Here is a 26,916-nt window from a genome sequence, read left to right as displayed (position 1 = left end):
TCATAGTCTGCTACTAGTGAGAAGTTAATAAATAATCAACGTTTAGCGCTTGCGCAATAGTAACTGTGAGATGACTACCAATACTAGCGAGGCAACCAATAATAACGTACCTATCGCGTTGACTTCTGGCTTGAGACCGACGCGCACCATAGAATAAATACGCAGCGGTAAAATCTCATAACTAGGCCCTGTGACAAAGGTCGATACCACCACATCATCAAGCGATAAAGTAAAGGCGAGTAACCAACCTGCCATGACCGCTGGCAAGATAACGGGGATCAATACCGTGCGTACCATCGTTGATTCGTTAGCACCCAAATCACGTGCCGCTTCCATCAAACGCTCATCCAAGCTACTCAATCGCGCAAAGACAGTAATCACAACAAAGGGTAGGCAAAAAGTAATGTGCGCCAGTAGCAATGAGACAAACCCTAGCTGCAAACCAATCAACAAAAACAGGGCGAGCAAAGAGATAGCCAATACAATCTCAGGCGACATCATCAGCACAAACAGCAAACCGTTTAATAAACCTTTACCGCGAAAGTTATAACGATGTAAGGCGAGGGCAGTGAGCGTCCCTATAAGAGTCGAAACGGTAGCCGCGACTAGCCCCAAGACAATAGAATGCCAAAACGCATCGAGCATCGCTTGGTTGTTAAACAGTGATTCGTACCACTTTAAGCTAAAGCCGCCCCAGTTGTAGCCGATTTTTGACTTGTTAAATGACATCACCACCAAAACAATGATGGGTAGATATAACAAAGTATAAATAAGACCGAGATAGCCTTTGGCAGCGATACTGCCAATCCTGAGTGTACGCGAATGAGACATTAGGCCACCTCGTTAAAGTCAGTCTTGCCAATGCGGCGACTACTGGCACGGTAGGCTAGTAATAATACCGCCATTGCCACTGTCAATAACACGCTAGCAGCAGCACCAAACGGCCAGTCACGGGCGTCTAGGAATTGGTTTTTGATGATATTACCGACCAATAAATTGCGAGAGCCGCCCAAAATATCCGCCACATAAAACATACCCATCGCAGGCAGTAGCACGAGCAGTACTCCAGAGATAATCCCCGGCGTCGTCAAAGGCAGTACCACATGCCAAAAGGTCTGTGTCTTTGATGCACCCAAATCCTGCGAGGCGAGTAGCATGTCATTGCGTAAATCAGTAAACACGGCATATAACGGCAGTACCATAAACGGAAATAATAAGTAAGTTAGGCCTGCAATCACCGCGCCTTGCGTATATAAAATATCGATAGGAGCATCAATGGCACCGATTGCCAGCAGTGACTTATTAATCAAGCCATTATTCGCAAAGAGCAGTTTTAGCGCATAGGTGCGTACCAAAGAGTTGGTCCAAAAGGGCAGGATCAACAGCAGCATGAGTAACGGCTGCCATCGCACTTTTACCTTGGACACGAGCCACGCAAAAGGGTAGCCAAGCAGTAGACAGATAGCCGTTGTGATACTTGCCATCCATAATGAATGAACAAATACCTCAAAATATAACGGATCAACCATGCGCACATAGCTGTCAATACTAACAGGCAAGCTAATAAAGGCGCTGCTATCACGGGTTAAAAAACTGACCGCAATGACCAATATGTTTGGTAATAGCGCAAAGATGAGTAGCCAACCCCAGATCAGCCAGAGCGTTGCCGTACGAAACGGACTTTTGCTGCCTAAGTGGTTGCGGGCCATCAGCTACCATCCTTTTGTGCAGTCGCATTGTTTGTATGGTCAGCGTCTTCTGGCAATACCCACTCCCAGCCATCGACCCATGAGACTTTGACGCCTTCGTTGAGTTTGTAATCAAAGCTTGGGTCGTCTTCATCAAAAAACTCAGAAGCCTTAATGATATGGCCATTTGCCAATTCGATAATCGAATCTAACGTACTGCCTTTGTAATTACTCTCGATGACCCGTCCCAACAGTCCGCTATGCTCGTTATCTTTTGGATCATATATTCGCAGGTCTTCGGGACGAAGTAGTAAATTAACGATGTCACCTACTTGTACATCATTGGCAAAATTGGGTCGGCGCAAATTACGTAGCGTTGTTGGTCCTTCTTGCGCTTGAGCCTCACAGACTTCGACTTCGATGCGTCCATTGGTCACTTTGCCATCGCGATCGGGAAGGTCTGGATAAACACCCTTGACCTCAGCTCTAAACAGATTGGTCTCACCGATAAACTTGGCAGTAAACAAGTTGGCAGGGGTCTCGTAAATCTCGATAGGCGTACCGATTTGCTGGAACGTGCCGTCTTTCATTACTGCAATACGATCTGACATTGACAGCGCTTCTTCTTGATCATGCGTAACAAACACAAAGGTAATGCCCAGCTCGCGTTGCAAGCGCTTAAGCTCAGACTGCATTTGCAAGCGTAGTTTGTGATCGAGCGCGGATAATGGCTCATCGAGCAGGAGGAGCTTGGGGCGGTTGATCACTGCGCGAGCAATCGCCACACGCTGCTGCTGACCACCAGATAAATCCTGCGGTTTGCGATTGGCTAAATGCTCTAGCTGCACCATGGCAAGCATCTCGCTGACCCGCGTTTGGATCTCATCTTTTGGCACTTTTTTTATTTTTAGGCCATAAGCAACATTTTGCGCGACACTCATATGTGGAAACAATGCATATTGCTGAAAGACCGTGTTGATCGGACGTTTATCAGCGGACAAGCCTGCCATCTGTATACCATCTAAATGTATGGTCCCCGCATTTGGTTGCTCAAATCCTGCAATCAAGCGCAGCAATGTCGTTTTGCCACAGCCTGAGGGTCCAAGCAAGGTCAAAAATTCGCCATGCTTGATATCAAGGTTGATGTCTTTTAAGACTTCAGTTTGATCGTAGGTTTTTTTGACACCAGTCAGTTGTAGCAGCGTTTTGTCATTTTGAGGCGACGCAGAGGTTTTGTGCGTGTTTGGCGATGGGTCGGTCATAATATCTGTTCCTAAGCGTCCAATAGATCAGATCAGTAAATCAGTGCAGCCATCAAGGTATCTCGCTGTCATCAAAAACTGGCAGGAGCGTAAGCACGATTTGATTACTGTCTGGTTGTTGCCTGATTGCTGCACATTATAGCAAACCCTTACTATAAATCAGTGCAACTTCGTTATCGATTACGCGAGTCGTACCGTCATGGCAGTGCCAGATATCGCTGTGTTTGTAGTGAGAAATGCTTGTGTATAATGACCTTTAAACAAAGTTTTTTGTCATTTTTTGGTCTTTATTCCTATACAATTACAGTATGGCTGACCCAGATAATAGGCCTGATAAGCCAGTCACTATTCGCACACTTAGATTTGAATATATACAAAGCCGTTTAACATTCTCATATTATTGATAATAAAGGATCTCTCATGTCTAACGATACACGTCCAACTACCGGTCAAGAAGCGCTTGAGTTGTTGAAACAAGGTAACGCCCGTTACGTGGATAGTCTCACCAGTACCGATGAATATATGCAGCGTCGTCCAGAGTTGGTCAAAGATCAAAATCCATTGGCCATTATTTTGGGCTGCTCGGATGCACGAGTACCTGTTGAGATTGTTTTTGATCAAGGCTTGGGTGATTTGTTTGTCATACGTGTGGCGGGCAATGTGGTCGCGCCCTCGCAGATCGGTTCAATTGAATTTGCGGCCGAAGCTTTCGGTACGCAGTTGGTGGTGGTCCTTGGACATTCAAAATGCGGCGCGGTCACGGCTTGCGTTGAGACCCTGATCAATCCAGAGCAAAACTATTCACCTAATTTGCAATCTATCGTTGATCGAATTCGTCCAAGTGTTTATAACTTGCACGAGCTGGCAACGGCCAATGGTCAAGACGTCGATGCCGATGAGCTGGTTGATCGCTCTATCCGTGCCAACGTGCGCATGTCAGTGAGTCAGCTCAGACATGGGTCGCGTGCACTAGAGGACTTGACCAATAGTGGACAGCTACTTGTTGTTGGTGCTGAGTATGACCTAGAGACGGGTAAGGTAAGGTTCTTAGACGGCTAATATATCTGTAAACATGAACACACCTTATTCATATTCTTACAAAACCCTATCAATTATTTTGCCAATTTTTATTATGATTAAAGAACCAAGCGAATTGCGACCGTCGTGATTCGCTTATTTATAACTGCATTTTCTAAATCATATTAGGATAATTATGTCTACTCCATCTAATAATAATAACGCAACCATCGCACAGCCTGCGAGCAGCATCAGTGCAGATGGTGTACAGTCGATTTCAGCACAAACGACAGGCTTTACCTTTAATCACACCATGCTACGCGTCAAAGATCCTGCCAAGTCCTTGGCATTTTATACAGGCGTGTTGGGTATGACGTTGCTAGCGGTCAAAAAATTCCCTGATATGGAATTTGATTTGTATTTCTTGGCAAAGCTGACCGAGAGCGAGCGTGAGAATCTGCCCGCTGGTGATGATTTAGAAATATTTGCGTTCCGTCAACGCGGTATCTTAGAGCTGACCCATAATTATGGCACTGAGACAAAAGCTGACTTTAGCTATCATGATGGCAACCAAGATCCTCAAGGCTTTGGACACATTTGCTTTAGCGTACCGAACCTAGATGAAGCCATCGCTTGGTTTGATAAGAACGATGTCGAGTTCAAAAAACGTCCAGAAGATGGCAGTATGAAAAACATTGCCTTTATCAAGGACATTGATGGCTACTGGATTGAAATTGTACAAGCTGATTTGATGTCATAACTGGCAAAACAGCAGTGAGATATTCATTTATTTATCCTCTTAAACGCGCGCTAACACAGCAATAGGAGCAACCCTTTATGCCCACCCCCGACGTGAGTCGCATATCGAATACGCTAACCGATGGTGTAACCATCTATCAACAAGTGGTCTATACCACGCAAGATTTGGCAAGTGGCTTTATTGAGCGCATTCCATATTTTGTGGCGGCGCTCATTGTGTTGGGGATTTTTTGGCTATTGTCGATTATTTTCAAAAAAGTCGTGCATAAAACCTTAGGCGCGCGCGTGCGTCACCAAAACTTAGTCAAGGTGTTTCAGCGGATAGGTGGGGCACTCATTCTGTTTATTGGCTTTATGATCGCCATGGTTGTTGCTATTCCTGGATTTACACCAGCCAAATTAATCGGCGCGCTAGGTATTGGTTCGGTTGCGATTGGTTTTGCTTTTAAAGATATTTTTCAAAACCTACTCTCTGGCATTTTATTGCTGATCTCAGAGCCGTTTCGTATCGGTGACCAAATCGTCTCAGGGGACTACGAAGGAACGGTTGAGGACATCAAGATCCGTGCAACGACCATCAAGACCTATGATGGCAGGCAAGTGGTTATTCCAAACTCGGAGCTGTATACCTCAGCATTGACAGTCAATACCGCTTATAAACAGCGCCGCTTGCAAGTGGCAGTGGGCATTGGTTATGAAGACGATATCGAAACAGCAAAAGCTGAGATTCTACAAGCTTTGGATAAAGTTGAAAGCGTATCGAAAAAAGCGACACCAAGCGTGATTGCTACAGGGTTTGGCGGCTCGTCCATAGATCTGATGGTACGCTGGTTTATTGAAGATGGCACACAAGCCAACAAGGTTACCTCAATCCATCAGGTGATTGTAGAGATCAAAAACGCCCTTGATGCGGCAGATATCAATATTCCATTCCCAATACGTACGATAGATCTAAGCGATCCTTCGGTGAAATCTATCGTTAAGCAGATAAATAAGCAGCAAGATGATAATATTAATGTTAATGTTAATGTGAATGATGATGCTAATAATGCCAAAAAAATAGAGACAGAGTAATTTACTCAGAGCGTTATTTCAAAGAGCTGCCTTGACGTAATATTTTTTGAGCAATAAAAAACCGCCATATCATTGAATATGGCGATTTTTTTATCTTTCTACAAACTACTAGGCCAGTATAAAAAGTTAGTCATTCTTTGCTCTAAATTCGGTATGGCACGATTTACAGCTTGCGCCCACTTCACCAAAGGCAGGCTGAACGTCTTCGACACTAGTGGCCGATTGCGCAGCAGCATTTAGCTCAGCAGTCACTTTTTGAAAGTTGTCAGCTTCAGCACTGAATCCGTCAGCATTTGACCAAACAGCTTCAGCGGCATTACCCATGGCTTCTTGGTTTTCAAAATGACTCCAAGGGCTTGAGGCGTCTTCTGCCAAGAATGCCGCTTGTTCTTTGAAAACCGCCGCATCAAAGGTATCTGGTGATTTGACCATATCACCCATGACGCCCATTGCATCGCCCCAGCTTTTCATACTGTCTTGGCGCGCTTTGATATCAGGGTCGTCGCCTGCACCACTACACGCTGTCAAACCGAGCGCCGCTGCCATTAAGGTGATTCTAAAAAAAGACTTCAAAGATTTTTTGGTATAAACCTGTGCCATATGACTTACTCCTTTAAACTTGGCTAATCGCAGGCGCCACTATAAACGCGCACTTTGCCTCAAATATTATTATAAAAATACTGCCGAACATTCTTTTACGGACAGTAGCCGCCAAAGAACTTCTCTTATTGTAGCGGTTATCTACAAAATGGTAATGAGATAGTTGTTATATCCTCGTAATCATCAGATGATACAAACTCCTTTAGCAAATCGTTTGTTAGATATAAAAAAGGCCAGCGATAATCGCTGACCTACACTCTCAAACCTAACATTCTTGAGCTCTAAAAAAGCTTAGAGAGCCAACCAATCACGCGGCTTGAGATAATAATCAGTCAACTCAAATTCAGGTGTGCCCTCAGTCGGCTCAAAACGATAATGCCAGCTAGCAAGTGGCGGCATACTGACTAGGATAGACTCGATACGTCCGTTACTTTGTAGTCCAAATAAAGTCCCGCGATCGTAGACCAGATTGTATTCAACATAACGCCCACGGCGATAAAGCTGAAACTCACGCTGTGCTTCGGTATAAGGCATATCTTTACGCTGCTCAAAAATCGGCATGATACCGTCAAGATAACCGTTGCCCACGGCTTTCATAAAATTAAAGCAAGTTTCAAAGTCCCAGCCTCGACTCTCGGTACTGACATCATCATAAAACAGACCACCAATACCGCGCTGCTCATCGCGATGACGCAGATGAAAATACTCATCGCACCACTGTTTAAAGTCAGCATAAATATTGTCCCCAAAAGGCGCGCATAGATCGTGACAGACTTGATGCCAGTGTACACAATCAGCGAGTACTGGATAGAATGGCGTCAGATCAAAGCCGCCGCCAAACCACCAAATAGGTGCCTCGCCTTCCGCTTCTGCGACAAATAAACGCACATTGGCATGGCTGGTCGGCACGTTTGGATTTCTGGGATGGACAACCAGTGACACGCCCATCGCTTGAGCTTTACGCCCAGCGATATTGGGGTGACGCGCGGTCGCCGAGGCGGGTAGGTTATGTACATGAATATGGCTAAACATGACGCCCGCTTTCTCAATGACCTCGCCATCTGTCAATACGCACGAACGACCGCCGCCGCCTTCAGGACGCTCCCAGTCATCGGGAACGAAGGTTGCATGCTCGTTGCTATTAGTGCTGCCATCGCGCTCTTGTGCTTCTAGAGATGCACAGATGCGTGCCTGTAAATCAACCAAAAACTCGCGCACGCGCATGATGTCATTATTGGTTGGCGTCGTCACTGACGCTACGGTTGACAAGTCTGTTTCGTTATTTGTATTTGTAATACTCATAAGATATCTATTTATTCAGGTGTATGGCGGTATTAAGGTCTGTATCGAGAGAAGCATCTATATCAAGATTGATGTTTTTATCGAACAGGTGTCCCATGCGATCACGTTTGGTTGCTAAATATTCAGCGTTCATATCGTTCACACCAACCAACAATGGTACTCGTTCGACAACGTCAATACCGTGCTCAGTCAAATAAGCAACTTTGTTTGGATTGTTAGTGATGAGTCTGACAGCGTTGACACCGATATGGGCAAGCATCGGACCACACATATCATAGATGCGCGCATCAGCAGGCAAGCCTAACATGAGATTGGCATCCAGCGTATCATGTCCTTGATCTTGTAGAGCATAAGCGCGAATCTTATTGGTCAAACCGATACCGCGACCTTCTTGACGCAAGTACAAAATAGCACCGCAACCAGCTGCTTGTATCGCTTGCATGGCAGTATTGAGCTGTGGCCCGCAGTCACACTTCAATGAGCTAAAGGCATCGCCTGTTAGGCACTCAGAATGAATCCGAACCAATGGGACTGGTCTTTGCGACGACGTGTCATCTGAGCTAGGTACTGTCATTTTGCCTGTCGTTTGATCGACCACAGACAGACCAACGGTCAGCATAACATGCTCTTGGCCTTCGTCGTTTTCAAAGATATGAATATCAAACTCGCCGTGACGAGTGGGTAGTTTGGCACTAGTGATAAATTGATATGACATTACTGTCCTGCATAAGCCTAAAGTCGTGGCGGTGAAGGGTTTGTGATAATGTTATTAAACCCGCGATAACATTCTAGCCTAAACGGTAAGGCCAAGATGATAGCAGTATAACCCTTTCATAAAGAGCGCGTGCTTATTGTATTTATTATAAAAACACACAAAGTTCACAGACGACGCACGATGATTAAAGCGACAATTAAAAAAAAATGCTATTATGCCATACTATTTTGATGGATACAGTGACAAGTCTTTATCCTTACATTACTATGTCGTCACTAACATCCGATATTGATGCAAAATAATAGGGCATAATAATAGTCCTTTGTATTAAAGCACGTAATTTTGAGGCACGATCTACTGTGGTAGCGTGTTCATATGATACGTAGCGCAGCTATATACACGTAAAGTTGCATGAATAATTATATGGTCGATTACATCAATAATGATGTAGATATTATTGACGTCTCTCAGTTGTAGCTATTGCTATATTGGAGACACGTCTTGTCAGCAGATTGGTAGGTATCGTACGGTTTATGCAGCAGTCACTTCATTCCCCAAAGTCTCAGTCTTCATCTGCATCAGTATCTGATTCTGCCGCCCAGCTATCGAGCTTACAGCAGACTTATACTGTGATTCCTCGCGTGCGTCCGCATACGCCATTGCTTGATGCTATTGACACACCTTCTGATATGAATGCGCTTTCAACCACTCAGCTGATTACGCTGGCTGATGAACTGCGTCTTTTTTTGTTGTATTCAGCTGGTCAAAGCGGCGGGCATTTTGGCGCCAATTTGGGTGTGATTGAGCTGACGATTGTATTGCATTATTTGCTAGATACACCGCAAGATCAGATTGTATGGGATGTAGGTCATCAGGCCTATGCGCATAAAGTCCTGACAGGTCGCCGTGAGCAGTTGGCAACGATCAGATCAAAAGATGGTCTAACTGCATTCCCAGAGCGTGCAGAGTCTATCTACGATACGTTTGGCGTTGGGCATTCATCAACCTCTATCTCAGCCGGCTTGGGCATGAGCTTGGCGCTGCGTTATCAAGGCCGCGCGCAAACCGTTGCCTGTATCATTGGTGATGGCGCGATGACTGGTGGTATGGCTTTTGAGGCCATGAATGATGCAGTCCAACAAGATGCTGATCTGTTGGTTATTTTAAATGACAACGATATGTCGATTTCTTGTTCTATCGGTGGTTTTTCGCGGCATTTAGCGATGCTTTGGGAGTCGGGCTACCAAGTCGATATCTCTGAGTCAGGCAAGCCAGTGCTTTGCCAGCGTCCTGATATGCAAGCATTTGATCGCCGTAAACGTCACAAAGAGATGCGCGATGTACCGCAGTTAGAGGACAACTTATTCAAGGCGATTGGCTTTACCTATTTTGGTCCGTTTGATGGGCATAATATTCCTGAGCTACTGCGTGTGCTGTCAATTGCCAAGCAAGTCAAAGGGCCTGTGTTGGTGCATATCTATACCACTAAAGGTAAAGGCTTCGCGCCAGCAGAACTAGATCCGGTCGGCTATCACGCGATTAGCAAGCTGCCAGCAGAGATTCATAGTGAGTCTCAGAGCAAATCTACAGAAGCACCAAAACAGAATACAAAACCTGCGTTAAAATACTCGCAAGTGTTCGGCAAATTCTTATGTGATAAAGCGGCCGAAGACGATAAGTTGCTCGCGATAACACCTGCGATGGAAGAAGGCTCGGGTATGATTGACTTTGCTCGTCATTTTCCAACACGCTTTTTTGATGTGGCTATTGCTGAACAACATGCGGTCACGCTAGCGGCCGGTATGGCAACGCAAGGTGTCAAACCTATTGTGGCGATTTACTCGACGTTCTTGCAGCGCGGATACGATCAACTGATTCATGACGTGGCATTACAGAATCTCGATGTCATGTTTGCCATTGATCGAGCGGGCCTCGTTGGTGAAGATGGTTCCACGCATGCAGGCGTGTTTGATTTTAGCTTTTTACGTTGTATCCCGAATATAGTGATTGCTGCGCCAAAAGATGAGAATGAATGCTACCATCTGCTCAATACTTGCTATGAACATCAGGGATGTACGGCAGTTCGTTATCCACGCGGCACCGGTACAGGTGCAGCTATCGAGCAGCCAGCACAGAATTATAAAATCGGTGAAGCCGTTATTGAGTCTGTATTGGGCAGCAATGATGCGCCTTATAAGCTAGCAATATTGGCTTTTGGGACGATGGTGGCGACCGCTCAGCAAGCCGCCGAGAGTCTAACCAATGATGATGCAGTGATAGAGTGTCAGGTACATGTGGTCAATATGCGCTGGGTAAAACCGCTAGATACTGCAATGCTTGAGAGCTTACTGGCGCAAGGCGTGACGCATATCGCAACTTTAGAAGAGCATATGGTTATGGGCGGTGCGGGTAGTGCGGTCAACGAGTACTTACTCAATGAGTCGGCTGCTTTTAAACGTCAGCGTCCAGCTGTTAGCAACATAGGTATTGCTGATCGCTTTATCGCGCATGGCTCACAAGCAGAGCAGTGGGCTGATTGTGGTTTAGATGTTGCTGGTGTGATTAAACAGCTTAAGCAACTGTTGTCTTAATTTTTATTTTTAGATTTACAATATTATTCAAGAATTATTGTTTTAAAAACGTATTAGTTCAAACAGATATAAGCTCTTTGAATGGAGCAAACGCCTGCTAGCCGTAGGTGCTGACTTTTTTACAACTTGCGCAGTTTGTATGACCACCAAAATACTGGCTTGGTCAGCGTGACGGTTTTTTCGTTTTTATCGAACAATTTTAGTATAATGCGGTTGTCGTTTATAAGTTTTTATTTATAAAAGACACGTTTTTAATCGCATAGATGTGGTGTGATGCGGCGGCTGTTTGGCATGTTGTGGGCACAGAGTTGGTCTTATTTTTTATATTCATTCATCAAGCAAATAGGTTATTTATGGAACCCATGGTCGTCATCGCAGCGCGTACTGCTGAAAAAGTTGGTAAAGAGATTTTATATGCGCATCAAAACCGTCACAAAATCGAGTTAGATATCGAGTCTAAAGGACTTGATGGTTTGGTGACGCGCATCGATCGCTTTAGCGAAGAGCTCACGATTGAGACGCTAAAAGCCAGCTATCCCAATCATTCGTTTTTGGGTGAAGAGTTTGGTATGCAAGAAGGTCGCGGCGAAGACGCTGACTGGTGCTGGATTATCGATCCGCTAGACGGCACTAAAAACTTCGTTCATGGTGTACCGCAGTTCTGCGTATCTATCGCTGTACAGCACAAAGGCGTGACGCAGCACGGCGTCATTTATGACCCAGTCCGTGATGAGATGTTCTCTGCTAGCCGTGGTAAAGGCGCACGTTTAAACCAGCGCCGTATTAATGTCAGCGAACGCAAAACGATTGATGGTGGGTTTTTTACCACAGGTCATCCGCTTGAGCGTAAGCGCAATGGTGAAGTGATCTCTTATGCCAAGCAGCACTTTGAGAGCTTACAAAAGATCTCTGAAGCTGGTGGTCAGGTACGTCGTCTGGGTTCAGCAGCGCTTGATTTGTGTTATGTTGCTGCTGGTCGCTTTGATGGCTATTTTGAGATGTCGATCAAGCCTTGGGATATCGCAGCAGGTGAGCTTATCGTCACCGAAGCGCGCGGCGTTGTGGTCGATCATACTGGCGCGCACAACTCTATGACTTCAGGTTCTATCTTTGCTTGTAACGTCAAACTACTCAAGCCATTGATGCAAACTGTCGTGCCAATCTGGGGCGATGTGATCTAATCACAAAATAAGCAGGCTTGAACGCCGAGCGATTTAAATATTAAAAAGCTGGTTCCGTTATGGAGCCAGCTTTTTTGTTTTCTTAACAGGTTTGTCTTCGACGGTGATACCTTTAAATGCCAATTCTTGACTGACAGTCTCTAGCAACTGTAGCTCTTCTTCTATCAGCATGAGCATGTCTTGGACACGCGGTAATGCTTTACTACAAGCAGTGATGCCAAACTCAATTCTATCCAAATAACTGGCCAAAGTGATATTCATTGCTTGACCGTTGAATACGATAGAGGCGGGATACAGTGATTGTAAGCGTGCACCATTCCAATATAGCGGCTTCTCAGAACCAGGAACGTGAGAAATAATGAGGTTAAAGGCCTGCTTTTTTGGAAATACACCAGTCGCCAAGTTTATACCTTGCCATGCATAGGCGATGACACTGTAATTAATGACTTGCGCTTGATTCATGCGGCGAAAGCGACGTTTGCCATTATTCATACTGCGATGGATAAGCTCTATCCTGCGTAATGGGTTGTCTAAATGTGTTCCCAAATTCGCCAATACAAATGATAGCTGATTGCCTGATATACTATCATCAGTACGCAGTGACATCGGTACAAACGCAATCAGCGGCTTGCTGGGTAGTGCATCCATCGAGATCAAATAACGACGAATGGCGCCAGCACAGACAGCTAATACCACATCATTTCTACTGATTTTTAGTCTTTCGGCAATTTTATTAAAGCGTTGTATGTCGTAAGACTGCGCCGAGATACGACGTGATGCGGAAATGCGCCTGTTTAAAATACTCATCGGCGCGTCAAACGTACCAACATAGCCTTCATCACCATAGTTTTTCAGATTGTCTATCAGTTCTGTAAATACCGGTTTGATGGTAGATATTTGCTCTTTCATGATGCGCCTGATAGATCTTTCGGCAGGCAAAATAGCATTCACTTGATTACGATGACGCGCCATCAGTGACCATACCGGTAGCGAGACGGGCTCAGTAGGGGATTGTGATAAGGATTTTTTTACCAAACGCATGGCAGCGATACCATCAACGAGCGAGTGATGGATCTTAAAATACCAAGCAAAACGTTCAGGCCCGCCTTCTACTTCTGGCTCAATCCCTTCTATGACGTGACATTCCCATAGAGGCATCGCACGATCTAGCAGTCGTCCATGCTCTCTTGAAACATACATCAAAAGTTCACGTATACGTCCAGGACTTGGTAGCGCCACATGGTGAAAATGATGCTCAACATCAAAATCTTTGTCTTTTTTCCAAAACACCAAATGCTCTAGCACCTGATTGAACGGAAAGCTTGGCGGTACATCAGATTCTTGCATTTGTTTTACCAGCTGATAGACAAAATCACTATCAGCGCCTTCGGGTAATTCAAATAAAAACAGTCCGCCAACGTGCATTGGCTGTTTACGCGACTCAAGAAGTAAGAACAACTGGTCGACTGCTGTGAGAAGTCGCATAATAAATCCTTTTATGACGATAATGAATAAAAATTATAGTTGTCGGAGTGCTGACCCAACCAGATTTCCGTCTTATTATTTTATAATCGGTTTTTTGTTAGGGCTGACCCGAGCAAGCGCCTACTGGAAAAAGTATCCCGTCTGCGGTGAGCTGGCAGTTGCCATTTTTCGCATCGGCATACGACCTGCCAAAAATGCGGCGCGGCCTGCCCATACGGCATGTTTCATGGCATGTGCCATCATCACAGGGTTTTGCGCATTCGCGATCGCTGAGTTCATCAGAACGCCATCACAGCCAAGCTCCATGGCAATCGCAGCATCAGATGCTGTACCGACACCTGCATCGACCAATACGGGCACTTTGGCGTTTTCGATGATGAGGCTGAGGGTATGGCGATTGAGTAAGCCAAGCCCAGAACCAATCAAGCTCCCAAGTGGCATGATGGCGACACAGCCCATGCTTTCTAGCTCTTGGGCGACGATAGGGTCATCTGAGCTATAGACCATGACTTCAAAGCCATCATCAACCAGTACTTGAGCCGCTTTTAAGGTCTCAGTGATATTAGGATAAAGGGTTTTTTCATCGCCCAATACCTCAAGCTTAACCAAATTGTGTCCGTCCAATAACTCGCGAGCAAGCTTACAAGTACGAATGGCGGTTTCGGCATCGAAGCAGCCAGCCGTGTTCGGCAAAATCGTGTATTTGTCAGGAGAGATGACATCAAGCAAATTTGGCTCGTCACTGTTTTGTCCAATATTGGTACGGCGAATAGCGACAGTCACGATTTCTGCTGCCGAAGCGGCAATGGCTTCTCCAGTCTCGCTTATGTCTTTGTATTTGCCCGTACCGACCAGCAGGCGAGAGGAAAAGGTACGACTACCAACGGTAAAAGTATCTTGCAAAAGTGGTGTCGGGTGAGTAGCAGTGCTAACGTTCTCTGACATAACTAAAAATCCTAATGGCGAGCGGGCAAGGTGGACAGAAAAAATATAACGAGATTTCTAAGTAATATTAAAAAAATGCAGTAGACAATAATAGCGCACTGTTAGCAAAATAAAAAATCGCATGATAAGTTGGCTATACATACCGTAAAAATAGGCGAGTGGCGATACGTAAAAAACGCCGACCACATAAAATAATACGCGTCTAAAACAAAATGTTATTATAACAAACTCATGCAATTTTACTTGCAATCTTTTTGGGCTTGGTCAGTCAAGCTCAGTGTATTTACAGTGCTTTGGCGTTATTTTCTATTTGACACTATCTCTATTTATTAGGTTGTCTTTATGATGCAGTTGCCGTACAGCTTTGCGAAACGCCATCAGATTTTGGCCATACTTGCCATTGATCCTGAGTTGCCGCCAACTTTGGTATTGACGAAAGCCACACCATTATCCGCAATCAATGAAGCGGTGCGGTTTTTACAGCAGCAAGGTAGTCGCGGCGTACCAACTTATGAAAGTGTCAGCTCGGATGATTTTGAAAAACGTATGAACGCGGCTTACGCTGGTAATACCGGAGAGTCGCAGCATATCGCTGCTGGTCTTGAGGATCATCCGGATCTTGATAGCTTAGCAGATAGCGTCCCTGAGACTGAAGACTTGATGGATCAGCAAGACGATGCGCCGATTATTCGTCTGATTAATGCGCTGTTATCAGAAGCCATTCGCCTAAATGCCTCAGATATTCATATCGAAACTTTTGAAAAACGCTTGGTGGTTCGTTTTCGAGTCGATGGTGAGCTTAGAGAAATTATCACGCCAAAACGTCAACTGGCTCCGTTATTAGTTTCGCGTATCAAAGTCATGGCCAAGCTGGATATCGCTGAAAAGCGTGTACCGCAAGATGGGCGTATTAGCTTACGACTGGCAGGGCGAGAAGTTGATGTGCGTGTATCGACACTGCCGTCGAGCTTTGGCGAGCGCGTGGTGATGCGTCTACTAGACAAGCAAGCGGGACGTCTTAACATGACGTATTTGGGGCTATCTGATAATGACTATACCGAGCTGAAGCGCTTGATTCATCGTCCGCATGGGATTATTTTGGTCACAGGGCCGACGGGTTCGGGTAAGACCACCACGCTATATTCGGCATTGACTGACTTGAATGACCAAACGCGCAATATCTTGACCGCCGAAGATCCCATTGAGTTTCAGCTCGATGGTATCGGACAGACACAGGTTAATAATAAGGTGGATATGACCTTTGCCAAAAGTCTGCGCGCGATGTTGCGTCAAGATCCGGACGTGGTGATGGTTGGTGAGATTCGTGATTTAGAGACGGCGGAGATCGCTGTACAGGCATCTTTGACAGGGCATTTGGTCTTATCAACGCTGCATACCAACACCGCTATTGGCGCGGTCACTCGCTTGCAAGACATGGGTGTTGAGCCGTTTTTATTATCGTCGTCACTGATCGGCGTGGTGGCACAGCGCTTAGTGCGTACTTTATGCTCACATTGTCATGGCTGGCAGGCAGCGGATACAGAACAAGCCAAGCTTTTTACCGAAATTGGTATTGAGCCAGTATTGGACAGCGATGTTGAAAATGCAGCAAGTAAGGCGATTCGTCTACCCAAGCCAGTTGGCTGCGATAAATGCAATCAGTCAGGGTTCAAAGGACGTACGGCGATATATGAAGTCGTACCAGTTGATGATACGCTGCGCCGCATGATTCATAGTAATACCGCTGAGTATGAGTTAGAAGCGTATGCTCGCCAGCAGACACCATCGATTCGCGCGGATGGTCTACGTAAAGTGATAGAAGGGCGAACGACGCTAGAAGAGGTACTGCGAGTGACGAAAGAAAGTGCCTTAACGGATGATACGATACTGGTATAAGCGCTTAGCTATAAACGATGAGAAACAGTATTTGGAGAACCGTGTCTAGAGAGCAATGTCTGAAAAGTAGAAAAAGATAACTGAGCGAAATAGCCAGTTATCTGCTCTTTTTTTCTGAAATTAACAGGGTAACGTTTTCAACTGCTATTATTTGACAGCGATGCACTCAATTTCAACGCTCGCTCCTGCGGCTAACTCCGATACGCCAAACGCTGAGCGTGCAGGATAAGGCTTGGACAGTTCTGCCTTATAGACTTTGTTAAAATCATCAAAGTCATCCATATCAGTCAGCATGGCCATACATTTGACGATATCAGATTTTCGGTAGCCGTATTTTAGTAGCGTGCTATGGATATTATCTAGTGTTTGTTTGGTTTCAGCGTCGATACCGCCTTTGACCAATTTGCCGTCTTTAACACCAATTTGTCCCGACATATATAATGTATTGCCAACACGTACGGCTTCTGAAAAAGGATAAGGACTGCCATCACCCAAAAAAGTCGGGCTAGATTTAGTATTAGCGGCAGGAGCTGTCGCCGGACTGGCGTTAGCACCAACAGCCAAGCTTAATGAGCACATAGCAACCAGTGGTACGATAGATAAATAGGTGCTAAGTTTGGACATCCTTGTCTCCTTATTGAGTTGATTGATCACAAATATGCTAGATGCGCCATAAAATGCAAATAGCAAATTTTATGTCGGTTTAATCGATTATTTGTTATTAATAGTCTCATCGTCTGTAGAGAATGCATCGTCTTGCTCGTTATCTGCGGTAGTATCCGTATTATCTTCTGAGGCATTGTCACTTGCTTTGCCTTGGCGGCGGGCCTCTAGTTCAGATTTTGGAATCCAAGCCCAAGTCATCTCTACTACAATCGGGTCGCGGTCACTCTCAGATTCACGGTCATCAATGACGCAAGGAATAACCATTTCACCTTTGGGCGTATTTAAAATCTGCAAGCGCTGCTCATCAGATAGACTGGCTACGGCCGCAATTTGACCTTTTTTAATTGGGCGATAAAAATTAACGGAATAGGATTTAATCAGTAGTACGCGATCAGAGGGTAAGTTTAACCCTAAAATGAAGCCTGTTGCCGTTTCAGCCAGTAAAGTGATGGCTACTGCATGGATTGAGCCAATATGATTCTGTACCCCTTTGACATTGTTTAGACTGACGATGACTTGATTGGGCTCAACCATTTCATAATACACGCCTGTTGTCCCTACGTAGGGTACAACTTTACCAAAGGCTTTTGAGAGAATATTTGAGCGCGCACTGGCAGGTAGATATTTGGTCACAGATAACAGTTTGGTAAATTGATTACTGATTGGTTTTAGCGTGCTGCTGGGTTTTTCGATGGACGATCTTGTGCTGTCAGAGACTTTGGCTGGTTTTTTATTGGTCAGCTTGACGGGCAGTTTTTTTAATAATCCTGACATACAAAATTCCTTAACGTAGATAAATCGAATGTTGTTTTTTGATAGTGGCAAACAGTAAGTGTTAGCAAAGCCATTACAAACACTATGGTACATTAACCGCTGCTTTCCTACTATTATTAGCATGAACTGCTGCGCTTATAAAACAGCAGTCATCTATATTGTGTTGCTAGGACATAGTCTTAAATGATGAAAATGGCTCAATGGTGGTGCATGGATCTGCCTAGTAGACAATCTCTTACTATACCACCGCGCTATAATAGCGTGATGTTGGTACGTCTTATTTTATAAATTTTCAATACTGGATGATGCTATGTCTGATATGTCTACTCACGAGCCGACCAATATTATTTATACTGGCGTCGCGGGTACTGGCAAAACCTATCGATTGCTCCAAATCGCGAAGCAATATACCGATTATCTGCCTGAGATAAATAATGAAGCGCTACTTGGGCAGCTGTTGCAAAGCCTAAGCTGGCGTGAAGTACTGTGTTTGATATTTTTAGACTTACGGGCTGAACAACAGGATTTGGTCAAAGTGCGAGAGCTTGTCGACCATCCTTTTTTTATCACTAAAGCGGCACAAAACTCACGTGAGAAAAACCTAGAGAGCACTGCTTGGTTAGAGCTTCGCAGACATAGTCCTATAGATTCTAAAACCGTCAGTTTTGATAATCGAGCCAGCCAAGCGTACTTTGATAAAGATAACAGCGGCGCATGGTATTTACTGCCTGAGAGTATGGTATTGCTAACAGAGTTGTCACAGCAATTGGCGGAGTTTCAGCAGGCACAGCGTGATAATCATTCTAATCAAAACCAAAGTTCTGGTCAGCAGCGTTTTAGTATGGTGAGCTTTCATCAGGCTTATGGCTACGAAGAGTTTGTCGAAGGTATTCGTCCTGTTATGAGCGGCTCTATCCACGCAAATAACAGTCACTCGAGTAATACCCAGATGAGCTACGCCGTTCAAGATGGGGCCTTTTTAAAGTTATGTCAGCGTGCCGCGCGTGACCCTCAGCATCGTTACGCGATGTTAATTGATGAGATCAATCGCGCCAATGTGTCACGAGTCTTTGGCGAGCTGCTCAGTTTGATCGAGCCAGACAAGCGCGCTGGCAAACCAAATGCGATGACGGTTCATTTGGCGTATTCTGGGCGTGCTTTTAGTGTGCCCGCCAATGTTGATATCTATGCCACCATGAATACCCAAGATCATTCGCTCGCGCCTCTTGATATGGCATTGCGTCGACGTTTCCGCTTTATTGATTGCCCACCGCAGCCTGAATTATTATCAATAATTGGTGATATCGCTAGCGCGACTGATCGTGCAGCAGCAGACACGGTAGATTTAAGCAAATTGCTAACAGGCTTAAACATGCGTATCACACAGACGCTGGGAGCCGAGGCGCAGTTGGGGCATGCTTTTTTATTTTCAGTCGATTGTTTAGATCAATTACAAATGGTGTTGGTCGAACAGATCATCCCGCAGTTGGCGCAAGCTGCGGGCGGTCAAGTGGCTATATTGCAGTATATTTTTAGAGATGAGCAGAAACCGCTAAGCACCCAGTTCATCCGCGACAGCCAAACAATGATAAATAATGATTTGTATGATCCGATGAGTAATAAGCATGCAACGACGCAACATCAAATGTTTGCAGGGCAGGGCGCCTTTCTTGGTCAATCGATGAACGTAGGTAGCTATATGATGAATCCCGACCTTATTGCTAAGACTGGTGAGTTTGGCAAGCCCGCTATCTATCAGCGTTTGTACAAGTAAGGTGGCTGTTTAGTGAGAACTCATAATCAATACTATGCGCAAGGAAACTATATTAATGCAGATAATATTAATGCAAATAGTTTTTATGCTCGTATGCCTCAAAATAAGGCTCCCTCAGCGAAGGTTGTGACGGTATTTGAACATCGACGCCTCACAGCGCACGATTTTCCGCATGTCTCTGACTTTCATTGGCTAATGGCGCAAGAGTTTGCCGTGTTTACCATCAAGCGCAAGCAAGGACAATGGCAGCTCAAGGTTGGGCATCATATAGGAATTATCCTCTTGCCTAGTGGTATGACACTTGAGCTATTGCCAAAGCTGAATCAATCCACTCAATATAATAATATTGCTCAGACTCGTCACTGGGTACAAGGCATGTTATCCGACTTGACCCGTCTCGATACGCTTCAAAGTCGTAAGCTGCCTAGCATGAAAAACCTAGGTCAATTTAGTGATCAGTCAATGCCATTATCTGTAGAGTCTCCGCCGTTGTCAGACTGGCTATTAGAGCAGTTTTTGCAGCGCTTGGTTCGTTATCAGCCAACCCAACACTATCAGGCTCAGATCAATAACCAATCATCGCTACAAGGGCGCTTGCTCATCAAAGAGCAGTTACGATACAACAGTATGCAGCCGCATAAGTTTGTCTGTGAGCGTAGTGTGCTGAGTCAAGATATGTTGGCCAATCGACTGATTAAGAGCGCACTGGTATGGCTGATGCCATTAATGCCTAGATCTATATGTATACCGCTCTTACAGCCATGGCAGCTGTTATCTGGGCTAAACCAGCGTGAACAACAGAGGTTAGAGTCAATATATGCTCAAGCAAAGCAGCAGTTAAGCGTTCTACCATTACAAAAAAAGCAACTGCAAGCCGCGCAGCAGTTGGTAGACCTAGCTTATTGGTTGTTACAGCAGTCAAATGCATCGACAGGTTATGGTATTGATCCCACTCGACCAAACCTACCTCAGCCAAGATTGTGTCTATTGATCGATATGAATCAGGCGTTTGAACAGTGGGCGAGTCAGCGTATCGCGTCGATGTTTCAGCAATTGAGTAGCAATTATCGTCCTTTTTACCAAACCCAAAGTGTGTGGCTCAATGATAGCGAGGGTCAAGCATGCGTATCGATACGACCAGATTTGCTGATATATAAAACGGCTGATAATGATAATGATCAAAATCAGAGTGACGCCGCCGTTATCAAAGAGACGGTAAACGGTTGCTATAGCCATGTCATCGATATCAAATGGAAATATCTGCCTCATGCTGGTGCTATTAGCGCCAATGATGCCTATCAGTTGACCAGCTATGCACAGGCCTATCAAGCAGGGCAAGGTTGGATGGTATATCCTGTATTAGGAGACGAGAGACGACCAGTTGCGCTTAAGCAGCAGATTTATCGTGACAGTGGTGATAAAAGTAACCTTAGCGATGATACCAAAAGTGACCACTCAAACCATGCGGATTTATGGTTGATACCGTTTGATGTGCTGACAGGTATGGTCAACGGTGATTTGCCTACGAATTTGAATTAAGTATAGTGATTTCATCAATCATGATTAACAAAGGTTTTAAGGGTGCTGTTTTTATGAGAATGCCTTTTTTTGAAAGAATTTAGAGATTATTTAAAATTAATCGAAAATAGGTGTTGACACAATCGCCTTTACCCCTTAATATGTGCACCTCGATAGCGAGGAACATTAACAAATTAGCGGCATTGCCAACAACGAGTTAATCAACAAACTATCGTAATAATAGAGAATTTCGGAGTGTGGCGCAGTTTGGTAGCGCATCTGGTTTGGGACCAGAGGGTCGTAGGTTCGAATCCTATCACTCCGACCATCTATTTTAAGAGCCTTACAGGCTTTTTTTTATGTATAATGATTTAGTTTCTGATATAGTAAAAATTATATTATAGACTAGGTTATAGTGTATAAAAGTCCTCTAAGAGCGCCTGTAGCTCAGCTGGATAGAGCATCTCCCTTCTAAGGAGGTGGCCGCAGGTTCGAATCCTGCCAGGCGCGCCATTTAGCCTGCAAATCTTGCCTATTCTTTTGGCAATAGTTATGGCGGTTGTAGCTCAGTTGGTAGAGCCCCGGGTTGTGATCTCGGTTGTCGTGGGTTCGAGTCCCATCAGTCGCCCCATTTTATTCTGCATTATCTGCATATAAATCCTATCTTTATACTAAACCTTATCTAATAAATAGCACTCGCCACTGTTGGCGTTTTTTTGTGTCTGCTTGATTTCTATTTCCCTGTATTATCCTATAATATTAAACGGTTAAAGCTTTCTGAACCTTTAATTGTTTAGTGATTTACTGACTTCTTATTCATATCAATTTTGCGATAGGTTTTTCTTCAAAAACCTAAACTGACTGTACCTGCTCTACTATTGGTTAGTACTGCTTATGAGTGAATAGACATCATGTTTTAAATCGGGCATTATGCTTAGGTCTTGATGCATCCTGCTGATGAAAATATCGTATTGGCTAGATCGAAAAAATTTAAAGCATTTCGGATACACCCCCGCCTTTTTAAGATTTGTTGTTATTGACCCTGTATTATTGAGGAACTGATTGATGGACGCATTGAGCGTATTGCTACAGAATGTGCACTTATTTGAGACCAAGTATTATCGTTTGAATGGTGCTGGCAATTGGTCTTATTCTATGAGTAGAAAAGACACCATTTTATTTTACTTGGTGATGTCCGGTGGTTTTTGTATAGACGTTGGCAATGGCCTACGCGAAGCTCGTGCTGGTGATATGATTATGATCCCGAACGCGCACAAGCACGTGAGCTATGCACTCAATCATCATGGTGACGTGGCTGAACCCCTCGATGAGTTACTGACCAACTGTCAAGATCGCACGCTTGAGATCGATGGAAATGGCGATCCTAATTCCTCGCTGATTTTGATTGAATGTAAATACGACAAAGAGATGATTAGCCCTCTACTATCTGTGCTACCACCGATATTGCCTGAGCTCAATGATGCTGCTGATGGTCGGTTTGAGGTGATTGATGTAGAGATCAAGCTTTTGACCTTGGAGTCTGAGCGCGAACGCATGGGCAAAACGGCTGTGATCAATCACTGGGCAAGCATTATGATGATTGAATGTTTGCGCGTTTATATTGAAAGCTTACCTGAGGCGACTGAGAATTGGCTAAAGGCAATGAAAGATCCGTTTTTGACCAAGGCACTAGCGGCGATGCACGAGGCGCCAAGTCAAAGCTGGACCATTCATAAGCTTGCAGAGGTGGCAGGTATGTCGCGCTCGAGCTTTGCCCAGCGCTTTAAAGATACGGTAGGGATGCCGCCGCTGACTTATTTGATTGATTACCGCTTGCGTTTGGCAGCACGCTATTTGCGCTTGCAGCAAAATAGTATCAGCCGTATCAGTGATATGGTGGGCTATGCGTCAGATTCAACTTTTAGTCAGGCGTTCAAACGCGTTTATGGTGTCTCACCCAAAGCGTACCGTCAACAGTATCAACAGCAAAAGCTTGCATAAGTTATTTTTTGACGTCCTCAGTGTTTATTTATTAAAAGCGTTAAGGCGACCAAGGTATCCTTAGCGCTTTTTTTGATTGATGTATATCTAGTATTTGCCTAGGTAAAATACTTGGCAGTCAACTGGCGCTATTTTGGCTAGGCAAGGCTGACAATACGCTTGTGTTCAGGTACTATGGAATAATGAGTCGTCGAGGTGTGAGCGTTAATATTTGACGCATAATATGTGACTGTATACCAGTAATATAAAAGGATCGAGATGATGTTTATTTTTGCTGCTGATGGTATGTTATGACTGAACCGACCGCAAAGCCAAGTACAGAAGCCAATAGCCACCAAGGTACTACTGCAACTGCTAAAAAAGAACAGAAATCTGATAAAGCTAATGCGCAAGATAACGTGCATACTGGCAAAACGGTGTCAGCTAATACGGCTGAGATGCCTGATAAAGCGGCATTATTAACATTATTTACTTTGTCAGATACCAAAGAGAGCATTGATGAAGTAGGCGCTAGCGAACAGCTTGACACCGATACATCAACCATACAGTCGACTGCCAACGAGTCAAACGTAGCCGCGCAGCGTGTGGCTCTTTATCATACCCAGCACGAACGCACTCGACTGCTATATATGGCATCTGCCAATACGCGCCCCACGTATTTAGTACAAACCCTCAAATCACAATTTGCAGAATATCAGCAGTATTTGCTTGCTCAGCAGCTCGATAAGCGTGGTTTGATGGATACGGAGATGCTTGAACGACTATGGCAGCAGCTGCACGTGGTCGATGATATTATTGCAGATATCGTGCATCATATGCCCGCTCAGCAGCCAGCAGGTTGGCAGCTTACCACGCAGGATGGGCGCAACCCGCTGTGTTTTGCCACTGTCGGTAAGCTAAAACATGGCAAGCCAATCCGCGATCAAGGCAGTCTCAACAGCTACGTGCTAGGTCATTTTGGTGTAAGCAGCTTTACCTATGATCGCGGTTATTATATCGGTCATGTGGTTGGGTATTTATTCAGCTGTTATTTCTGCGCACACTTATCTATCAGTTATGGTGTGGCAGCGCTCGGTCAGCAAGTCGTTGCTGATTATGACTATGCTAGCCTTGAGACGCCGCACATGGTCAGGCTGTTACAAGGTCTGGATGGGTATTGTAAAAAACGTGTCTATCAGCTGGCAGTGATTTGTGCGCGCTTGAGCGTGTTTGCAAGCGATAAACGCATTGAGAGAATGCTGATTGCTGAGGTCAATGATTTTGATAAAAAACTCCAGCAGCAGCATTTGGATGTTTTACTATTACAAGGTTTGATGCCTGACAGTAATGACTCAACCCCACTTTGATAGATACTTTTTATAGACATTGCCCTTGTTGTTAAGCCATACATCCAAACCCCTACCTGTGACTTTTTTAGGATATCTGCTGCTATGCCCGCTTATCATTTTAAAGCGCTTGACGACCAAGGTAGTGTCCAAAAAGGCTTACTAGAAGGGGATTCTGCTCGGCAAGTTCGGCAGCAGCTGCGTGATAAGCAGTGGACACCAGTCGAAGTCAGTGCGGTCAATGACAGACAAAGCCAAAACAAAAGCCGCTATAAAAAACCATCTGCTTATGAGCTTGCATTACTCACACGCCAGTTATCTGTACTACTAGCGGCTGGTATTCCACTTGAAGAAACTTTGGCTGCTGTCGCTAAACAATCACCAAAGACGCATATCAAATCTCTGATGCTGGCGGTACGCTCACATGTCCTCGAAGGCTTAAGCTTAGCACGAGCATTACAACAAGCCGCGAGCTTCCCACCCTTATACATCGCGACGATTGCCGCAGGCGAAAAATCTGGTCACTTAGATCTAATCCTTAATCAGCTAGCCGACTATACCGAAAACCGATTTGCTCTCCAAAAGAAAATCCAAGGTGCGATGGTCTATCCGATTGTACTGATGGTCATGGCGATTGGCGTTATCATGGGGCTGATGAGTTTTGTGGTGCCCAAAATTGTCAAAGTCTTTGAGCAGTCTGAACAGGCCCTGCCATTAATTACTCAAGTCGTTCTGACGTTATCAAATATCATTACGCAGTGGTGGTGGTTAATGCTGCTGGTATTGGCAGGTACTGCGTTTTTGTTTTATCGTTTTGCCCAAACGCAGGCTGGGAAATTGGCAATAGATAGTGTGGTGCTCAAGCTACCGATATTAGCCAGATTGTCTAAGGGATTGAATGCGGCGCGTTTTGCCAGTACGCTTGCGATCTTGGTGCGCTCAGGGGTGCCGTTGATTGAGGCACTACATATTGGTGCGGCAGTGACGACCAATTTGCATATTAAGCAAACGATTTTGACTGCTGCTGATAGGGTCACAGAAGGCTCAAGTTTATCCAGCCAGCTCGAAAAATCCACTTACTTTCCACCGATGATGGTACAAATGATCAAAAGCGGTGAGAATTCAGGCGAGCTTGAAAACATGCTCAGTCGTGCCGCCACGATGCAAGAAGCGGAGGCCACCAATTTTATCAGCACCTTACTATCATTACTTGAGCCTTTGATGCTGGTCTTGATGGGCGTGGTGGTGATGATTATCGTGATGGCAGTGATGCTACCAATCGTTAATATGAATGACTTGGCAGGCTAGTCAATAGTTAACTGACTAGCTGACAAACAGCCGATATGTTCTTCTCAAACTATCAACTATCTGCATTTTTATCCTGTCTTAATTACCTATCTTGCTAAACCCTACGTTAGCTTTCTTAAGATTTGCTTACTGTTGTATATTGTTGACTAAGCAAAATTTTTGCTATGGTAAACCTAAGTGCCACGTTATAGTGAAAGCGGGTTAAAACGATAGTGATAAATCTCGATGATTATTTGGTGACGGCCACTTGCTGATTGTTACTTGTTGCTGATGGTTACTTGGTATTGACTGTAATGACAATCTGAGCACAGCGCTGGATAAAAATAAAACCATGGTTTATAGTGACAATGATTTAGGGTTTTATTGATAAGCTCCTAAATGCATGAGTGCTATTAGAACGCCACTTTTACTATTTACATAACTGTGATGACCAAAGCGATGACTATGACTGACACCCTTCAAGTAAATATTAGCTCAAAAAGTGCCAATACCAAAGATGACAATAATAATATTCAAGCCCATGGTGGCATTGTAAATGACCATCAGAGAGTCCATTCAATGGCACATCGCAGCTCGATAGGCAAGTCTGGACAATCGGGATTTACGCTTATTGAGATTATGGTGGTTATCGTTATTTTGGCTATTCTTGCAGGCTTGGTCGTCCCAAAAGTAGTCGGACAAAGTGACAAAGCACGTGTCAAAACCACTGAAACCGCGCTCGCTACTGTCTCTAATGCGTTAGACATGTATAAAGTTGATAATTCACGCTATCCGACGACAGCGCAAGGTTTAGAGGCGCTTACCACACCGCCTGCGGATGCAAAAAACTATCCTGAAGGTGGCTATATTAAAGGTGGCTATCCAACGGATGGTTGGGAAAATGAGATGCAATATGTTGCGCCAGGTAGTGAAGGGCGACCTTATGACTTGTTTTCCCTAGGTGCAGATGGACAGCAAGGTGGTGAAGGTCAGGATGCGGATCTTTATGCTCAGCTATAAGATTTAGCCTTGTCGGCATCTAGAAAGCCTATACCA

General features: G+C 44.7%; 22 protein-coding genes and 3 tRNA genes. 15 read left to right on the top strand and 10 right to left on the bottom strand.

What is annotated here, in order from left to right:
* Positions 1-42: 42 nt before the first annotated feature.
* Genes potC through potA form a run of 3 tightly spaced genes read right to left on the bottom strand, consistent with a single transcriptional unit; the run spans position 43 to position 2,950 of the window.
* On the bottom strand, positions 43-831 hold the full coding sequence (gene potC, locus ACTXGK_RS28565) for a spermidine/putrescine ABC transporter permease PotC (protein ID WP_443514612.1): 789 nt from the start codon (positions 829-831) through the stop codon (positions 43-45).
* Entirely contained in the window at positions 831-1,709 is an 879-nt protein-coding gene (gene potB / locus ACTXGK_RS28560; RefSeq protein WP_443514611.1) for a spermidine/putrescine ABC transporter permease PotB, read from the bottom strand. The genes potC and potB overlap by 1 nt, the downstream gene beginning before the upstream one ends.
* Positions 1,709-2,950 carry a spermidine/putrescine ABC transporter ATP-binding protein PotA gene (potA, locus tag ACTXGK_RS28555; protein WP_443514610.1) on the bottom strand — a complete coding sequence of 414 codons (1,242 nt, stop codon included), beginning with the start codon at positions 2,948-2,950 and terminating at the stop codon, positions 1,709-1,711. The genes potB and potA overlap by 1 nt, the downstream gene beginning before the upstream one ends.
* Before the next feature lie 420 nt (positions 2,951-3,370).
* On the opposite strand from potA, the gene ACTXGK_RS28550 reads away from it, so the two are divergent.
* From ACTXGK_RS28550 to ACTXGK_RS28540, 3 genes are all read left to right on the top strand, one after another.
* Positions 3,371-4,009, top strand: coding sequence for a carbonic anhydrase (locus tag ACTXGK_RS28550; protein ID WP_394210041.1), 639 nt, complete (start codon positions 3,371-3,373; stop codon positions 4,007-4,009).
* A gap of 154 nt (positions 4,010-4,163) precedes the next feature.
* Positions 4,164-4,727 (top strand): lactoylglutathione lyase, encoded by a 564-nt coding sequence (gene gloA, locus ACTXGK_RS28545; RefSeq protein ID WP_443514609.1) that lies wholly within the window; start codon positions 4,164-4,166, stop codon positions 4,725-4,727.
* A 77-nt stretch (positions 4,728-4,804) separates the two neighbouring features.
* The gene (locus ACTXGK_RS28540) at positions 4,805-5,800 is read left to right on the top strand and encodes a mechanosensitive ion channel family protein (RefSeq protein ID WP_443514608.1); all 996 of its coding nucleotides are present in this window, start codon (positions 4,805-4,807) and stop codon (positions 5,798-5,800) included.
* Between the two features lie 126 nt (positions 5,801-5,926).
* Here the strand turns inward: ACTXGK_RS28540 and ACTXGK_RS28535 are convergent, their stop codons facing one another.
* The 3 genes from ACTXGK_RS28535 to ribA form a co-directional block, all read right to left on the bottom strand.
* Complete coding sequence (locus tag ACTXGK_RS28535) at positions 5,927-6,400, bottom strand: c-type cytochrome (protein ID WP_443514607.1); 474 nt, start codon at positions 6,398-6,400, stop codon at positions 5,927-5,929.
* A gap of 291 nt (positions 6,401-6,691) precedes the next feature.
* Positions 6,692-7,702, bottom strand: a complete 1,011-nt coding sequence (hemF, locus tag ACTXGK_RS28530; protein WP_443514606.1) for an oxygen-dependent coproporphyrinogen oxidase — start codon at positions 7,700-7,702, stop codon at positions 6,692-6,694.
* A gap of 7 nt (positions 7,703-7,709) precedes the next feature.
* Complete coding sequence (gene ribA, locus ACTXGK_RS28525) at positions 7,710-8,417, bottom strand: GTP cyclohydrolase II (RefSeq protein WP_443514605.1); 708 nt, start codon at positions 8,415-8,417, stop codon at positions 7,710-7,712.
* Between the two features lie 533 nt (positions 8,418-8,950).
* Here ribA and dxs point away from each other — a divergent pair.
* Entirely contained in the window at positions 8,951-11,008 is a 2,058-nt protein-coding gene (dxs, locus tag ACTXGK_RS28520; RefSeq protein WP_443514604.1) for a 1-deoxy-D-xylulose-5-phosphate synthase, read from the top strand.
* A 353-nt stretch (positions 11,009-11,361) separates the two neighbouring features.
* Complete coding sequence (locus ACTXGK_RS28515) at positions 11,362-12,189, top strand: inositol monophosphatase family protein (protein ID WP_075105898.1); 828 nt, start codon at positions 11,362-11,364, stop codon at positions 12,187-12,189.
* Between the two features lie 57 nt (positions 12,190-12,246).
* On the opposite strand, the gene ACTXGK_RS28510 is transcribed toward ACTXGK_RS28515, so the two are convergent.
* Entirely contained in the window at positions 12,247-13,674 is a 1,428-nt protein-coding gene (locus ACTXGK_RS28510) for a WS/DGAT/MGAT family O-acyltransferase (RefSeq protein ID WP_372863979.1), read from the bottom strand.
* A gap of 120 nt (positions 13,675-13,794) precedes the next feature.
* Entirely contained in the window at positions 13,795-14,577 is a 783-nt protein-coding gene (locus ACTXGK_RS28505; RefSeq protein WP_443514866.1) for a thiazole synthase, read from the bottom strand.
* A 384-nt stretch (positions 14,578-14,961) separates the two neighbouring features.
* Here ACTXGK_RS28505 and gspE point away from each other — a divergent pair, with 384 nt between their 5' ends.
* Positions 14,962-16,515, top strand: a complete 1,554-nt coding sequence (gene gspE, locus ACTXGK_RS28500; protein ID WP_443514603.1) for a type II secretion system ATPase GspE — start codon at positions 14,962-14,964, stop codon at positions 16,513-16,515.
* Positions 16,516-16,662: 147 nt separating this feature from the next.
* On the opposite strand, the gene ACTXGK_RS28495 is transcribed toward gspE, so the two are convergent.
* Positions 16,663-17,139 carry a RidA family protein gene (locus ACTXGK_RS28495; RefSeq protein WP_443514602.1) on the bottom strand — a complete coding sequence of 159 codons (477 nt, stop codon included), beginning with the start codon at positions 17,137-17,139 and terminating at the stop codon, positions 16,663-16,665.
* An 87-nt stretch (positions 17,140-17,226) separates the two neighbouring features.
* Positions 17,227-17,955, bottom strand: coding sequence for a DUF4442 domain-containing protein (locus tag ACTXGK_RS28490; protein ID WP_443514601.1), 729 nt, complete (start codon positions 17,953-17,955; stop codon positions 17,227-17,229).
* 310 nt (positions 17,956-18,265) lie between these two features.
* On the opposite strand from ACTXGK_RS28490, the gene ACTXGK_RS28485 reads away from it, so the two are divergent.
* The 9 genes from ACTXGK_RS28485 to gspG all read left to right on the top strand — a co-directional run bounded on the left by ACTXGK_RS28485 (position 18,266) and on the right by gspG (position 26,880).
* Positions 18,266-19,729, top strand: a complete 1,464-nt coding sequence (locus ACTXGK_RS28485) for an McrB family protein (RefSeq protein ID WP_443514600.1) — start codon at positions 18,266-18,268, stop codon at positions 19,727-19,729.
* 12 nt (positions 19,730-19,741) lie between these two features.
* Complete coding sequence (locus tag ACTXGK_RS28480; RefSeq protein ID WP_443514599.1) at positions 19,742-21,268, top strand: McrC family protein; 1,527 nt, start codon at positions 19,742-19,744, stop codon at positions 21,266-21,268.
* 230 nt (positions 21,269-21,498) lie between these two features.
* Positions 21,499-21,575: transfer RNA gene (locus ACTXGK_RS28475), tRNA-Pro, on the top strand.
* A gap of 108 nt (positions 21,576-21,683) precedes the next feature.
* Positions 21,684-21,760 (top strand) — tRNA-Arg (locus ACTXGK_RS28470).
* A gap of 42 nt (positions 21,761-21,802) precedes the next feature.
* Positions 21,803-21,878: transfer RNA gene (locus tag ACTXGK_RS28465), tRNA-His, on the top strand.
* A gap of 434 nt (positions 21,879-22,312) precedes the next feature.
* The gene (locus tag ACTXGK_RS28460) at positions 22,313-23,248 is read left to right on the top strand and encodes an AraC family transcriptional regulator (RefSeq protein WP_058025656.1); all 936 of its coding nucleotides are present in this window, start codon (positions 22,313-22,315) and stop codon (positions 23,246-23,248) included.
* Between the two features lie 290 nt (positions 23,249-23,538).
* On the top strand, positions 23,539-24,594 hold the full coding sequence (locus tag ACTXGK_RS28455) for a hypothetical protein (protein WP_443514598.1): 1,056 nt from the start codon (positions 23,539-23,541) through the stop codon (positions 24,592-24,594).
* A gap of 84 nt (positions 24,595-24,678) precedes the next feature.
* Positions 24,679-25,881 carry a type II secretion system inner membrane protein GspF gene (gene gspF / locus ACTXGK_RS28450; RefSeq protein WP_443514597.1) on the top strand — a complete coding sequence of 401 codons (1,203 nt, stop codon included), beginning with the start codon at positions 24,679-24,681 and terminating at the stop codon, positions 25,879-25,881.
* A gap of 558 nt (positions 25,882-26,439) precedes the next feature.
* Positions 26,440-26,880: a type II secretion system major pseudopilin GspG gene (gspG, locus tag ACTXGK_RS28445; protein ID WP_443514865.1), complete on the top strand. Its 441-nt coding sequence runs from the start codon at positions 26,440-26,442 to the stop codon at positions 26,878-26,880.
* The last annotated feature ends 36 nt before the right edge of the window (positions 26,881-26,916 follow it).

Origin of the sequence: Psychrobacter sp. T6-5 (assembly GCF_052258485.2) — a bacterium.
Taxonomy (GTDB): domain Bacteria; phylum Pseudomonadota; class Gammaproteobacteria; order Pseudomonadales; family Moraxellaceae; genus Psychrobacter.
Note: the sequence above shows the minus strand (reverse complement) of the source record. Positions and strands in the feature narration are given on the sequence as shown.